Genomic DNA, 14,012 nt, shown 5'->3' with positions numbered 1-14,012 from the left:
TTTTATTAAATTATTCAGACTCCCCCAAGCCTGTGCGCAGGCCAGGGCTATTTTCACGCAGAAAAAAACTCCGTACAACCGTACGGAGCTTTTTTCTTAGGATTTAGGATTTTCAAAAAGGGTTGAAGGATAGTTGTTAAACATTCGTGCATCTCTTATGTACATAGTATATCATGCCTTCCTCGGAAATGTTTGAATGTTCTTTGAATAGATTATTAAGAAAATCTTAAAATTAGTGAGACTATAGATGTAAGGGATATGACAGAATCGTAATCATCCCTGTCCTTTTTCATCCGTTCAAACCGGACAGACGCTTTTTCAAACGTCCAATATCTCCGTCCGCAAAGCAGTAGCCGTCCATGCCGCAGGCTCTGGCCCCTTCTATGTTTCGATTTAAGTCATCAATAAAGAAGCATTCTTCCGGCTTTAAGGAGAAACGTTCAAAAAAATGGTTGTACATTTCTTTCTGGGGCTTCATACATTTTACTTCAGCGGAAAAAAGCACACCGTCAAAGCAGTCAATGGCCGGGATCACATCTTTATAGCAGGTCAAAAGCCGGACGGAGGCATTGGAGCAAAGATAGATGCGGTAGCCCTCCTCTTTTAACGCGCGCACTACTTCCCCCATTCCCTTTTTCGGCTGCATATTGTACTCATGCCAGTGAAGAAAGCATTTTTTTGCAAGTTCTTTCTCCTCTTTTGTGTCTAATCGGGTCTCCATCCCGCAAAGCCCCTCTTCTTCAGAAATGATGCCCATATCCAGCATCAGCCATTCCGGAGAGATAAATACCGCCGTGCAGACCCTGCGGATCAGAGCCTCATCTGCACAAAAGCGGCGGCAGACAGGGTCCTCCTTATAATCCACCAGTACCTTTCCCATATCAAATACGATGTTTTTGATCATCTGTGCTCTCCTTTTCCTTATAGATTTCTGCAGGCGTGGGCCGCCACACCCGCAGCTTTTCTGTCTGTACTCCTCTGATGCAAAGAAGGGCGCCGGAAAGCATAAACTCCGCTTTCTGACGCCCTTCATACCATTTTCCGTGCACTCACATATCCCTGTATAGACCGGCTCTGTCTGCCAGAGCACCCACGGCAGGGAAACCTATGTGCATTTTACTTTGACTCCGGTTTTTCAACCTGGATGATGGCAGCTTTCTGCATCGGAATACGGCAGTTTTTGTTGCTGCCGAACTCTACGATCACTGTATCGTCGGTCATATCGATAATCACGCCGTAGAATCCGCTGCTTGTCAGGATCGTATCGCCAACAGCAACGCTCGCAAGCAGTTCCTGCTGTTTTTTTCTCTCCTTATTCTGCGGACGAATCGCCATAAAGTAAACGATCGCTCCCAGAAATACGATATAGAGAATAATTCCTCCCATTCCAGCCATTGTGTTTCCTCCTTCATACCTGCTGCTACATTGCCCCAGCAGTTTCTTTTTATCAATCCTTCTGACCTGCCATGCCGGCCAGCTTAGCGGCTTTGTACTCGCTGTAGCGGTGTTCTTCGATGGCTTCCCGGATCTCTTCCATCATTTTATTATAAAAATACAAATTATGCAAGGTGCATAATCTCATTCCCAGCATTTCTTTGGCCTTGAGCAAATGACGGATGTAAGCCCGGCTGTAGGAACGGCAGGCAGGACACTGACAGCCTTCCTCAATGGGGCGGTGATCCAGCTCGTACTTCTGGTTAAAGAGGTTGAGCTTGCCCTGGTTGGTGTATACATGGCCGTGGCGGCCGTTTCTGGACGGGTATACACAGTCAAAGAAATCAACGCCCCGGTCTACTGCCTCCAAAATGTTGGCAGGCGTTCCCACGCCCATAAGATAAACCGGCTTTTCTTCCGGCAGATGTGGAACCGTCACATCCAGGATATGGTACATTTCCTCATGGGTCTCTCCTACCGCGAGTCCGCCGATAGCATAACCGTCCAGATTCATCTCCCGGATCGTCTGTGCGTGCTCGATACGGATCTCGTCAATGACGCCGCCCTGGTTAATACCAAATAAAAGCTGCTCTCTGTTTACGGTGTCACAAAGAGAATTTAAACGGGACATCTCTGTCTTACAGCGCGCCAGCCAGCGTGTAGTGCGGTCTACGGACTTGCGGATGTAGTCGTAATCGGCGTGGCTTGGAGGACATTCGTCAAATGCCATGGCAATGGTAGAGCCCAGGTTGGACTGGATCTGCATACTCTCCTCAGGCCCCATGAAGATCTTGTGTCCATCGATATGAGAGCTGAAATATACGCCCTCTTCCTTAATTTTGCGCAAATCAGTCAGCGAAAATACCTGAAAGCCGCCGGAATCCGTCAGGATAGGCCTGTCCCAGTTCATAAACCTGTGCAGACCGCCAAATTCGCGGATCAGCTTATCGCCGGTGCGCACATGGAGGTGATATGTATTGGACAGTTCCACCTGAGTGCCGATCTGGCGCAGGTCATCGGTGGACACAGCTCCCTTGATAGCGCCTACGGTGCCTACATTCATAAAGACCGGTGTCTGGATCGTTCCGTGAACCGTTTCCATCGAAGCCCGCTTGGCGCGGCCGTCTTTTGTTATTACCTGATATTTCATAGATTATTCCTCATCTGCCAGGGCAGCCTTGATCATGATGGCACACTCGATCCGCTTCTTCTGCATCTGACAGCCGATCTCGTAAGAGCCGTTAATGGAGCCGCTGAAATTGTAGGAGTTAGCGCTGCATCCGCCGCTGCAGTAGAATCTGGCAAAGCAGTCCTTGCAGCCTTCCTTGGCGTATACATTGCAGAGCTTAAACTCGCTGCGGATTTCCTCATTTACAATGCCGTCGTCTACATTTCCAAGAAGGTACTTTTCATTTCCCACGAACTGATGGCAAGGGTAGAGATCGCCCCAGGGGGTGACTGCCAGATACTCCGTGCCGGAACCGCAGCCTGCCATACGCTTTGCCACGCAGGGGCCTGCATTTAAGTCGATCATAAAATGAAAGAAATTAAAGCCTCTTCCCTCTTTTTTGCGCTTGATGTACTCAACGGCCAATCTGTCATATTCTTCCAGAATCTGGGGAATATCCTCCTCGCGGATGGCATAATCCATCTCTGGCTCCGCTACCACCGGCTCCATGGACATCTGCTTAAAGCCCAGGTCCGCATAGTGGATCACATCTTTTGAGAAATCCAGGTTGTTTCTGGTAAAGGTGCCGCGGACATAGTAGTTCATCTGGTCTCTGCTATCGGCAAACTTCTGGAATTTCGGTACGATGCGGTCATAGCTGCCGGCTCCGCCCCTGAAAGGACGCATCCTGTCGTTGACCTCAGGACGGCCGTCCAGGCTCAATACCACATTGCTCATCTCACGATTGCAGAACTCCATGATCTCGTCATTTAAGAGGACGCCGTTGGTTGTCAGGGTGAAACGGAACTTCTTGTTATGGGTTTCTTCCAGGGAACGGCCGTATTCTACCAGCTGCTTGACCACATTCCAGTTTAACAGTGGTTCGCCGCCGAAGAAATCTACCTCCAGATTGCGGCGGCCGCCGGAATTGGCAACAAGGAAATCAAGGGCTTTCTTTCCTACATCAAAGCTCATAAGTGCGCGGCGGCCATGGTACTCTCCTTCGTCGGCAAAGCAGTAGCGACAGGCCAGGTTACAGTCATGGGCGATATGCAGGCACAGGGCCTTGACTACGGTTTTTCTCTTCTTAAAGTCCACCACAAAGTTTTTGTAAATGTCCTGAGTCAGAAGCTGTTCCGCGTCAATGAGCTGCTGAATGTCCTCCAGCGCTTCTGCAACTTCTTTTTCGCTGTAGGAAGCATCCAGCGCCTCATGAACCTTTGCAGTCACCTCTGCTGGAAGGGGCATTGGCTTTTCCAGCTCCGGGATCTGATCTGATACGGCCTTGACGGCGTCATAGACCACCGGATCTACTACGTGGACGGAACCGCTGTTTACGTCCAGGACAATATGGTAACCATTATTGATATACTGATGAATCAAGTCTATACTCTCTCTTTCTAAGGGCCTTGGCCCGGTATCTGTACATAGCAGAGGAAAGCCCCTATAATCCCGGGACCATAGGGGCTTTTCTTACCTGTTCCTTAAAATACGTCTGATGCTCTGATTAGCGGTCAGCGTTCTCACAGCTCTGATTGCCGACTGTGCAGGAAGTCTTACAAGCAGACTGACAGGAAGTCTGGCACTCGCCGCATCCGCCCTTCTTCATTGTATCCTTTAAGGTATTGGTATTCAAAGTCTTAACGTGCTTCATTTTAGAGTACCTCCTTTTTATGATCGCTCCGGTATAACAAACAGGAAAAACGGCCTGGCAAGCAGACTTGGCAGCCGTTTCACACCGCTTTTTATGCCGTCCGAATTGTTATCGTAGTGATTATAGCACAGCTTTTCATCCCTTGCAATACGCAATTCACTTCATTCGGGATTCAGGGCGTACGCCCCTTTTTGGATTTATAACCGTTTGCACCGTCCGCCAGCCTGTCATATTTTCCCTCTCCGACGTATATATTTACACCAAACCAAACAAGTTCGGAGGTATTCCTATGGAAAACGGGATCGTAAAGCCGCTGCTTCGCTCCCTGCTTATCTCCTATGTTCTCTCCGGCCTGCTTTTAGGCGCTCTGGCCTTTGCGCTGTTTAAGCTGCGGCTGAAGGAGGGACAGGTAAACCTGATGGTATATGTGGTCTATCTGACCGCCTGTCTCACAGGAGGGGCGCTGGCAGGCCGCTCCCTGCGCCAGAGACGTTTTTTCTGGGGGCTTTTGTCGGGATTGTTTTATTTTGTCGTCCTTTTTGCAGTCTCCTGGGCCATGAATCCCTGGTCTGCCCTTGACACAGAACGGGCCGTGACCGTGATGGGGATCTGCGCTCTTGGCGGAATGCTCGGCGGGATGTTCAGCGGTTAGGCCCCGGCTGCCCCAATGTCCAAAGCCTCCTATCTGCTTTTGTATTCTTCTATCATCTCTCCGATGAGGAAGAGTGCGCTTCCCAAAAATACAGCTATATCCCCCAGATTAAAAACGACCTTTTGGATCCCTTTTACAGAAAATGAGAAATAATCCACCACATAGCCCCGTTTAAACCGGTCATAGAGGTTGCTGACCGCCCCTCCCAAAACCATGGTAAGGCCGATTTTCTGAGCCGCGGAGCCTTTTCTTGCAAGAAGCATGGAAAGGGCTCCCGCCACAGCGGAGGCCACTGCCAGCGGAACCGCCGTAACCATCCTGGGCTTTTCCTTTAAAAAACCGAACGGGAAACCATAGTTGTGATTCCTGTGAACCCGGATCATACCTCTGGCTCCCGGCAGATCCCGCGGAAATTCGCCGCCCTCTTCCTGTTCGATCTCGCTTTTCATTCCCTGGTCCAGGGCTGCGATGGCACAGCCAAGCCAGATAAGTCCTTTCATGGCGCTCCCTCCTTGTTTGTTATGGGTTTTCAATTCGCGATACCATGGCCAGAGGGCCGGTATCATGATCATTTTACTATGTTTTCCACCATCCGTCCAGTATATGGAGCCTTTTTCCACTGCTGCGTCTGTTTTTTCCCACTTTCCGTTTGCCCCTTCTGAATGTTTCCCCGTTTCCCGCATATACTGTAACCAAATCCAATCTTTCGGGAGGCCGCTCATGGCTGACTGCCCCTTCAATCCGGCCGCTGAGAATGTGGCGGATCTGATTTACCGTTTCGGTTCCCTGCAGTACGAAAAATGGGTCAATGCTCCATCCATCTGTATGGATTATGTGAGCAGCGACTATGTGATCTTTCATGTACCTCTGACGCCGGAGGCTGTTTCCATGCGGACCCATCCCTACTATATGATCCCTTCTCTTTTTACGCCTCTGGATTACGACGCCATGGAAGCGGCCGGGATCCTCTCTGCCTTCAACTCCCCGGCTCTTGGGAACCGGGGCGAGGGAGTGCTCATCGGCCTGGTGGACACGGGCATCGATTACCGCTCTCCCCTATTCAAAAATTCGGACGGCACTACCCGGATCGCCGGGATCTGGGATCAGTCTGTTCCCACAGATCCCGATATCCTTCCTCCTGGCGTTCCAGATTACTATCCCATGGGCGGAGCCTCCTACGGCACAGAGTACACCAGAGAGCAGATCAATGAAGCTTTGGCCGCAGAGGATCCCCTCTCTGTGGTTCCTACTGCAGACACAGAAGGCCACGGCACCTTCTTAGCCGGTCTGGCGGCAGGAAATTCCGCGCCCCAGGAGGATTTCACCGGAGCGGCTCCAAGGGCGGAACTGGCAGTAGTGAAGCTTAAGCCGGCAAAGCAGTATCTGCGGGATTTCTATCTGATTCCTCCCTCTGCCACGGCTTTCCAGGAAAATGATATTATGATGGGCATTAAATATCTCCGTATGATGGCGGATCGCCTGCGAAAGCCCCTGGTGATCCTTTTGGCCTTAGGCTCCAATTCCGGCAGCCACCTGGGAACCTCACCCTTAAGCCAGGTGGCTCAGAACTACGGAGGCTTTTTCGGCATCGTAACAGTGATCGCCGGAGGCAATGAAACGGGTATGGCCCATCATTTTTCCGGAACCATACCGGCGGATCAGGAATGGGAGGATGTTGAAATCCGGGTGGGACAGGAGGAAGCCGCGCGCGGCTTCGTACTGGAGCTTTGGACTGCTGATGCAGACACCTATACGGTAGGCTTTATCTCACCCAGCGGCGAACGGATCAGCCGTATCCCTATTATCGCCAATAATGAAACTTCTATCCCATTTCTTCTGGACGCCTCCACCATAACAGTAAACTACCAGCTCATCGAGGCGGAATCCGGCAGTCAGCTTATCTTCATGCGCTTTGAAACGCCGGCCGCAGGGATCTGGACCGTGCGTGTATACAATACACAGCGTTTTACCGGAACCTTCCATATGTGGCTGCCGGTCACAGGGATGATCTCTGATGAAACAGTCTTTCTGCGCCCCGATCCATACAGTACCATCACAGTACCGGGCAATTCCAGGCTTCCTATTACCGTAGGTGCCTATGATGCAGCTAACGGCGGGATCTACATCCATTCCAGCCGGGGCTTTACTCCCAACGGCTATATCAAGCCGGAACTGGCGGCACCCGGCGTAGATATCCTTGGCCCCTCAGTGCTTCGCAGACCCGGAACTGAGCTGCCTATGACCACCCGCACAGGCACCTCGGCTGCCGCGGCCATCACAGCGGGAGCAGCGGCTAATCTGCTCAGCTGGGGGATTGTGGAAGGCAATTACCCTACAATGAGCGAGGCCTCGTTGAAAAGCTATCTCATCCGGGGGGCACAGAGAAATCCAGCGCTCACCTACCCGAACCGGGAGTTCGGATATGGAACGCTGGATCTGTTTCAGACATTTTTAAGGCTGAGGGAGTAGCTGCTGCTTCAGCCAGCGGCTGCCTATCCACGCATCCGTACCAGAGGTCCTCCATTTTTTTCCAGATAAGGACGGGTCACTACCACAGAACCAATATTGGGATCCTTTGGAATTTCGTACATGATATCCAGCATGAACTCCTCCAGAATCGCCCGCAGCGCTCTGGCTCCCGTTCCCCGCTTGATGGCTTCTTCGGCGATCCAGTCCAGAGCGTCATCCTCAAAGACCAGCTTTACCTCATCCAGAGCCAGCAGCTTTTCATACTGGCGTATAATGGCATTTTTCGGTTCTCGTAAAATACGGACCATCAGGTCCCGATCCAGCCCCTTTAAGGTAACGGTCATGGGGAGACGGCCCAGAAACTCAGGAATCATGCCGAAGGTCCTCAGATCCTCATTGGTCACATGGCTTAAAAGATCCGGGTCATTGTCAAAGCTGTCCCTCAGCACGGCTCCGAATCCCATGGCGGATTTCTTCATCAGCCGTTCCCTGATGATTCCTTCCAGATCCGGGAATGCGCCGCCGCAGATAAAAAGGATATTATCTGTATTCACCGTTGCCATAGGCGTCATGGCATTTTTCTGGTTGGATCCCACCGGCACCTCTACGGTACTGCCCTCCAGCAGCTTTAACAGCTCCTGCTGCACCGACTCACCGCTGACATCTCTTGTATTGGTCTGTTTCTTTTTTGCGATCTTATCGATCTCATCAATGAAGATAATTCCCTTCTGGGCCCTCTCTACATCGTTCCCGGCGGCAGCCAGAAGCTTTGATACCACGCTCTCAATATCATCGCCGATATAACCCGCCTCGGTTAATGAGGTGGCATCGGCAATGGCCAGCGGCACATCCAGCAGCTTTGCCAGCGTTTTTACCAGATAGGTCTTTCCACTTCCTGTGGGACCGATCATCAGGATGTTGGATTTCTCGATGACAATGCCGTCGGCATCGTCCTTCTCAAGAAACGCTCTCTTATAGTGGTTATACACTGCCACTGACATGACCTTTTTGGCCCGTTCCTGGCCGATGACGTATTCGTCCAGTTTTTCTTTGATCACATGGGGGGCCGGAATGTCCTTCATGGTAAGCTGGGGCTGTGGCTCTTTCTGTTTGCGCAGTTTCTGTTTCTTTGGGATCTCCGTCTGACGGGGCGTCTGAGACAGATCGTTAAAATTCAGGTTCATATAGGGCATATTAGGGATCTGTGAGAGATCCATACCGTTTTTCATCACCGAGTCAAAGGCCTTCTGCATACAGTCATGGCAGAGGTTCATACCTCCCGGCATTGAGATCATGGGGCCGGCCTTGCTCTCCGGCCTGCGGCACATATAGCAGACCTTTTCGTAACTGTCCCCGTCTTTTTCCTTATCCCTTGACTGTGAAACGTCATTTTTTTCCATATCTTTATCTTCCAATGTGATTCTCCTCTCCTGACAGGCCTGACGCCTGTCGTTTCCCGTCTGCATTCTTAAGGCGGCGATGCGTTCCGGCGTTTCCGGCGCAAACCGCCCGGCGCAGACTGTATCAGGTTTTATCTTCCCTGATCTTCCTGAGGCATACCGGCCAGCGTCACCGTAAGCTCCTGATAGCTGCCGTCCACCTGTCTTTGAACCGTCAGTTCTGCCTGTTCACCGGACCGGTAGCCTGCCAGGATCTCCTGAAGCCCTTCCATACTCCGAACCGTCTGGCCGTCTACCTTTGTGATAATATCCTTTTCCCGCAGTTCAGAAGCCGCTGCTGCTCCATTTTCCAGGATTCTGTAAATATACGCGCCCTTTGGCATACCAAAGGTTCTGGCGGCATTCTCGTCCACGTTGGTTCCCTGGATGCCAAGATAGCCTCTCTCCTCCTCCGGCACGGAAGTCCTGCTTTTTCGTGTCATAAGCTGATTGATGATATCCTCTGATTTGGAAATGGGAATGGCGTAGCCGATGCCTTCCACCTCCGTGGAAGCATATTTGGCCGCGTTGATTCCCACCAGCTCCCCCTTCATGTTCAGAAGGGCACCGCCGCTGTTGCCGGGATTGATGGCCGCATCGGTCTGAAGGAGCAGCCGGGTATTACCCTCCTCCGTCTGTACCTCCCGGTTTACAGCGCTGATATAGCCCACTGTAACGGACTGGCCGTAGCCAAGGGCGTTTCCAATGGCAATCACACCCTGACCGGGCTTCAGATCATCTGAGTTGCCCAGAGTTGCAGGCCTGATCTGGGATTTTGTACCATCCTTAATCTGATCCAGAGAAATGGCAATGACTGCCAGATCCGTCTCCGGATCCGTCCCCTTGATCACCGCATCCACAGTCTCCTGATCAATAAAAGTAACCTTCAGCGACGTGGCATCTTCTACCACATGATTGTTGGTCACGATCAGCAGCTCTGTGTCATTTTCTCCTATGATAATCCCGGAACCGCTGCTTGGCACCTCATAGGTCTGTCCCTCCGGCGTGCCTCCAAAGAACCAGTCGTACCCAAAATCACGGCTCTGGTACACAGCCGTGCTGGTAATGGATACCACCGAAGGCATCGCCTGCTCTACAATGACAGACACATCCGTGACAGGCGCAGCAATATAGGAAGGCGTAGCCAGCCCTGGGCCATTCTCTCCCTGCCCCATGGGGCCGCCGGGCGCCGGCGCTTTCACTGCTCCTGCCGCCTGATCGCCTGCCACTACGGTATAAAGTTCCTTAAACAGGTCTGAAGAAGCCACCTGCACGCCTACCATCACGCCTCCCGCAATCATTCCGAACAGAAGGGCGCCTGCCGTGATCCAGGCTGCCTTCTTTAAAATACCTCCCCGCCTGGGCGTTTCTTCCTCCCTGCCGGGTTCTCTATCCCAATTATGACCCTGATCTTCCTGGTACATGATCTGTATCTCCTTTCCTTATCTCCTCCGCTGCACAGGCAAAGGCCTATGTGACTATCTTATAATGAAATACTGAAAATATCAAATAAATAATTGATAAACCGGCTGATATAAATAAAGCCGCCGGGAAAAGCAGACTCGCTTCCCGGCAGCATCTTGGTATTTTTATGTGTTTTTACGCTCCCGGGCCAATGATCACATCATTGCCCTGGCTTTCTCCCTGGATCACATTCCCTGCTCCGGGCACCGTTCCCCCGCTGGAGGACGGCTGGGTCTGGCTGGGCTGAGAAGCCGCTCCCGGCCCGTTGGAAACGTCATCTGAGCCCGAAACTCCGCCTGGCCCGTTAGAAGAACTATTATTTCCCTTAGACGCTTCTGCAGACGTCTCTGTGGTTCCCGGCGAAAGCGTCCCGCTGGGAACGGTAGGCTTCAGGCTGCCTGAAGATTCCGTGGATGCTCCCGGACCGGACTGGCTTCCCTGGGTAGTTCCATCTGACTCAGAGGGCACGATGCCTGGCCCATAATTCTCCGGCGGATCGATGACATTGCCGTTGGCATCCGTCTCAAGCCCGTCCGGATATTCGCCGTCTATGATACTCTCATCCGTGGAATGTGTGCTTTCGCTGCTCTTTTCTGAGGACTGGGACTCACTTTCTTTTGTCTCCTTCTCCTTGGCCGCCGTCGTGGCCTTCGGAACATATCCTCCGTCCGTACCCACGCTCTCTACCGGCTTTCCTTCCTTGTACATACCAGTATCGGAGGAGATCTTGGAACTGATCTTCTTTACCATCTCACTGGGAACGTAATTTTCATCGTCAAAGAGGAACTTATGAAGCGTGATGACGTTGCTCTCCAGCGTCTGAGGAATTACACAGTCACCCTTCTTGCCTAAGATCGCATCGCTTCTGGCCTCCGGGAAACCGGCTGTTGCTGCAATGTGATATTTGCTCAGGTTCTTTGCGGCAGGAATCACATCGTTTAAAGTGATACTGCTCAGAATCTGAGGGAATACCACTTCCATTACGTTATTGACCACAGCAAAATCCGCTTTTTTGAGCTTCTCAAAGCAAAGTTCAATAATCTTTCTCTGGCGCTCCGTGCGGGCAAAGTCCGTATCCATCTTCCGCAGTCTGGCGTAGGCTACGGCCTGAACGCCGTCCAGGTGGTTGGGGCCCGCGCTCTTTAGCTGATGGGAGCCGATACCGGTGGATTTTACGGTTTCCGTGATGTAGGCATTGATATAGTAGAACTCTGCCTTGCTCAGTTCTACATCTACGCCGCCCAAAATATTGATGGCATCCGCCACGGCCTTCCAGTTAAAGGTAGCGTAATCGTCAATCTCCAGATCCAGATTCCGGTTCAGGGCCTCTACTGCCTGCTTGGGGCCTCCTTTGGCATACGCCATGTTGATCTTATTATAGGTATTCTTCTCATCAATGTTCAGGTAGGTGTCACGGAACACGCTGACCAGCTTGATCTCTCCATTTTCCTGATTGATGTTGCAGATAATGATAACATCGGACATATTTCCTTTGCCTACGGAATTGTTGCGGCTGTCCACACCAAAAAGAGCCACGGTCCAGTAGCCGCTCATCTGCTGTTCCTTGTCCACAGAGATATAGGGGTTTGTTATGTCCTCTTTGTTGAACTCCGTATCCGTCTGCATCAGGGACAGCATTCGCTTTCCCCACCAGACGCAGCCGATGATGGCGAAGGCTGTCAGCTGGGCCGCGATGAGAAGAACCAGGCCGCGAAGGGTCAGACCGGCAAACACCTTTTTGGAACCGCCGTTTCCTCCCTGGCGGCCTCCCCGTCCCCCTCCGGCTCCGGTACGTCCCGTGTTTCCTGCGCTCCCCCGGCCAGAACCGGTATTGCGGCGGGATCTTCCTGCCCCCGCATCCGCTCCCTGTCGGGCTGCAGCGCGGCCCTGGAGGCCCTCATCCTTAAGGGCACGGCCCGAACCGGCCTGGACTCTCCGGGAACTGCCCGGCTGCCTCTCCACGGCACGGCTCATATCCACATCCTCATAGTCTCCGTCGAAATCCCCGTCAAAACCAGGTTCATCCCCCTGATCTCTGTGAAAGGCCGTATTGCGCCTCTGGCGGTTTCCCTCGTTTGCGGCCTGACGGAAGGCAGGTACAAAGGTGTGGCCTGTGTTCCCTGCCTGCTGCCCGCGGCCTGCCTTTTCCTCTTCCGGTTCAAATCCGTAATCAAATTCATCGCGATTCATACGTTCATCCTCACTGCATCAGTATGCGTTTTTATTGATAAAGCCTTTAAAGATCGTTAAAAACATGATCTTAAAGTCAAAGCCAAGGCTCCAGTTTTCAATGTAATACAGATCGTGCTCGATCCGCTTGGTAATGGAAGTGTCTCCCCGGTAACCGTTGACCTGCGCCCAGCCGGTCAGTCCCGGCCGCACCTGATGCTTGATCATATAGCGAGGAATCTCCTCCTTAAACTTTTCTACAAACAGCGGCCGCTCCGGCCTTGGCCCCACAAGGCTCATATCCCCAATGAGGATATTGAAAAACTGGGGCATCTCATCAATACTTGTCTTTCGTATAAAACGGCCTACCGGCGTCACCCTTGGATCATGGGGTGTAGTCCAGCGGGACTTTTCCTTGCCTGGATCCTGCACCTCCATGGAACGGAACTTGTACATCTTAAAAGGCCGGTTGTGAAGACCGATCCGCTCCTGACTGAAAAAAACAGGCCCTGGCGAGGTGAGCTTTATCAGCCCGGCAGTCAAAAGCATAAGCGGCGAAAAAAGAAGCAGTCCCACCAGCGCGCCCAATATGTCTACCATCCGTTTTACTGTAGCATTGAACACATTTGTCAGCGGCACATGGCGGATATGGATCACCGGCAGCCCCTGAAGATCCTCCATATAGGGGATTGTGGGGATAATATTGTTGTAATCCGGAATAAACTTGGTGTGGACGCCTGATTTCTCACAGACGGCAACAATCTGCTCCAGATTGGCGTATTCGCCAAGCCCCAGGGTAATGGCAATCTCATCCAGCATATTCTCCTCAAGAAAGCTTTCCAGCTGTGCGATCTTCCCCAGAACCCGAACGTTCTTATAGGTATAGCCTTCCCGTTTATGGTCATCCAGTATACCCTGGATGTGATAGCCCCATTCGGGATTTAAGGCTACCCGGTCGATAAACCCTTCTGCCGCCCGGCTGTAGCCCACCAGAAGAATGTGCTTCTGGTTGTAGCCGTTGGTGCGCAGAGAGCGCAAAAACAGGCGGATCGCCATCCGCTCCGCTTCTAACAGGAGGGTGTTCAGGGCAAAGAAGCAAAGCAGCATCCTGGTAGAGAAATAACCGAAATAGGTACTGATATTTCTTCCTCCAAACAGGATCAGCGTAAAGAACATAAGGCCAATCACATTGGCCTTACAGATATTTGCAAATTCAGACCTCCTGCCCTGGATGCGCTTGGGCACATAGAGGTGGAATATGGCGTTGAGTACCAGATAGACCGGTACAATAAATATTAGGGCCGCAAAGTAGACCGGCGGATTCAGGGTTTTGACATTGTGTCCCAGGGGGATCACCTGACCGCTGACTACGATGAACCACGCAAGTGAATAGGCAAGCACCGTCATCACAGCGTCCAGAAGGACGTGGATATGGTTCAGCCTCTTCTGATTGTCTTTTATCATGGATAATCACCTGATATTGATTTTCACCATACGGAATCCCCTTTTCAGGATTTCCGCAGGTGTTCCTATTCTCTCACAGTCCGCACCTTCGGTGCTGGT

The 14,012-nt window shown here is 51.8% G+C and carries 12 protein-coding genes; 2 read left to right on the top strand and 10 right to left on the bottom strand.

All coding sequences use genetic code 11. The features are described from left to right. Window positions 1-289: 289 nt before the first annotated feature. From HW447_RS08740 to scfA, 5 genes are all read right to left on the bottom strand, one after another. A complete protein-coding gene (locus HW447_RS08740; RefSeq protein ID WP_176254929.1) occupies window positions 290-904 on the bottom strand; it encodes an HAD family hydrolase in 615 nt (204 codons plus the stop codon). A 212-nt stretch (window positions 905-1,116) separates the two neighbouring features. Beyond that, window positions 1,117-1,395 (bottom strand): preprotein translocase subunit YajC, encoded by a 279-nt coding sequence (gene yajC, locus HW447_RS08735; RefSeq protein ID WP_176254928.1) that lies wholly within the window; start codon window positions 1,393-1,395, stop codon window positions 1,117-1,119. Between the two features lie 52 nt (window positions 1,396-1,447). Next, window positions 1,448-2,584 (bottom strand): tRNA guanosine(34) transglycosylase Tgt, encoded by a 1,137-nt coding sequence (gene tgt / locus HW447_RS08730; protein WP_176254927.1) that lies wholly within the window; start codon window positions 2,582-2,584, stop codon window positions 1,448-1,450. 3 nt (window positions 2,585-2,587) lie between these two features. Beyond that, a complete protein-coding gene (gene scfB / locus HW447_RS08725) occupies window positions 2,588-3,985 on the bottom strand; it encodes a thioether cross-link-forming SCIFF peptide maturase (RefSeq protein ID WP_176254926.1) in 1,398 nt (465 codons plus the stop codon). Between the two features lie 124 nt (window positions 3,986-4,109). Further along, entirely contained in the window at window positions 4,110-4,256 is a 147-nt protein-coding gene (gene scfA, locus HW447_RS08720) for a six-cysteine ranthipeptide SCIFF (protein ID WP_066550148.1), read from the bottom strand. 289 nt (window positions 4,257-4,545) lie between these two features. On the opposite strand from scfA, the gene HW447_RS08715 reads away from it, so the two are divergent. Then, complete coding sequence (locus tag HW447_RS08715; protein ID WP_176254925.1) at window positions 4,546-4,908, top strand: TIGR04086 family membrane protein; 363 nt, start codon at window positions 4,546-4,548, stop codon at window positions 4,906-4,908. 29 nt (window positions 4,909-4,937) lie between these two features. On the opposite strand, the gene HW447_RS08710 is transcribed toward HW447_RS08715, so the two are convergent. Beyond that, the gene (locus HW447_RS08710) at window positions 4,938-5,408 is read right to left on the bottom strand and encodes a signal peptidase II (protein WP_176254924.1); all 471 of its coding nucleotides are present in this window, start codon (window positions 5,406-5,408) and stop codon (window positions 4,938-4,940) included. A gap of 220 nt (window positions 5,409-5,628) precedes the next feature. On the opposite strand from HW447_RS08710, the gene HW447_RS08705 reads away from it, so the two are divergent. Next, window positions 5,629-7,377 carry a S8 family peptidase gene (locus HW447_RS08705; protein WP_176254923.1) on the top strand — a complete coding sequence of 583 codons (1,749 nt, stop codon included), beginning with the start codon at window positions 5,629-5,631 and terminating at the stop codon, window positions 7,375-7,377. A 23-nt stretch (window positions 7,378-7,400) separates the two neighbouring features. Here HW447_RS08705 and clpX read toward each other — a convergent pair whose 3' ends face one another. From clpX to HW447_RS08685, 4 genes are all read right to left on the bottom strand, one after another. Beyond that, entirely contained in the window at window positions 7,401-8,777 is a 1,377-nt protein-coding gene (clpX, locus tag HW447_RS08700; RefSeq protein WP_390471207.1) for an ATP-dependent Clp protease ATP-binding subunit ClpX, read from the bottom strand. 131 nt (window positions 8,778-8,908) lie between these two features. Further along, window positions 8,909-10,240 carry a S1C family serine protease gene (locus tag HW447_RS08695; RefSeq protein ID WP_176254921.1) on the bottom strand — a complete coding sequence of 444 codons (1,332 nt, stop codon included), beginning with the start codon at window positions 10,238-10,240 and terminating at the stop codon, window positions 8,909-8,911. Window positions 10,241-10,415: 175 nt separating this feature from the next. Further along, window positions 10,416-12,470: an LCP family protein gene (locus HW447_RS08690; RefSeq protein ID WP_176254920.1), complete on the bottom strand. Its 2,055-nt coding sequence runs from the start codon at window positions 12,468-12,470 to the stop codon at window positions 10,416-10,418. A gap of 18 nt (window positions 12,471-12,488) precedes the next feature. Continuing rightward, on the bottom strand, window positions 12,489-13,913 hold the full coding sequence (locus HW447_RS08685; protein WP_176254919.1) for an undecaprenyl-phosphate glucose phosphotransferase: 1,425 nt from the start codon (window positions 13,911-13,913) through the stop codon (window positions 12,489-12,491). Window positions 13,914-14,012: the final 99 nt, after the last annotated feature.

The organism is Enterocloster alcoholdehydrogenati (assembly GCF_013282095.1).
Taxonomy (GTDB): Bacteria; Bacillota; Clostridia; order Lachnospirales; family Lachnospiraceae; genus Enterocloster; species Enterocloster alcoholdehydrogenati.
This window is presented reverse-complemented; position numbering and strand designations above follow the sequence as displayed.

Bases quoted from the DNA above. Each gene is read 5' to 3' on its own strand.
- HW447_RS08740 (WP_176254929.1), bottom strand. From the start codon at position 904: ATGATCAAAAACATCGTATTTGATATGGGAAAGGTACTGGTGGATTAT.
- yajC (WP_176254928.1), bottom strand. From the start codon at position 1,395: ATGGCTGGAATGGGAGGAATTATTCTCTATATCGTATTTCTGGGAGCG.
- tgt (WP_176254927.1), bottom strand. From the start codon at position 2,584: ATGAAATATCAGGTAATAACAAAAGACGGCCGCGCCAAGCGGGCTTCG.
- scfA (WP_066550148.1), bottom strand. From the start codon at position 4,256: ATGAAGCACGTTAAGACTTTGAATACCAATACCTTAAAGGATACAATG.
- HW447_RS08715 (WP_176254925.1), top strand. From the start codon at position 4,546: ATGGAAAACGGGATCGTAAAGCCGCTGCTTCGCTCCCTGCTTATCTCC.
- HW447_RS08710 (WP_176254924.1), bottom strand. From the start codon at position 5,408: ATGAAAGGACTTATCTGGCTTGGCTGTGCCATCGCAGCCCTGGACCAG.
- HW447_RS08705 (WP_176254923.1), top strand. From the start codon at position 5,629: ATGGCTGACTGCCCCTTCAATCCGGCCGCTGAGAATGTGGCGGATCTG.
- clpX (WP_390471207.1), bottom strand. From the start codon at position 8,777: ATGGAAAAAAATGACGTTTCACAGTCAAGGGATAAGGAAAAAGACGGG.
- HW447_RS08695 (WP_176254921.1), bottom strand. From the start codon at position 10,240: ATGTACCAGGAAGATCAGGGTCATAATTGGGATAGAGAACCCGGCAGG.
- HW447_RS08690 (WP_176254920.1), bottom strand. From the start codon at position 12,470: ATGAATCGCGATGAATTTGATTACGGATTTGAACCGGAAGAGGAAAAG.
- HW447_RS08685 (WP_176254919.1), bottom strand. From the start codon at position 13,913: ATGATAAAAGACAATCAGAAGAGGCTGAACCATATCCACGTCCTTCTG.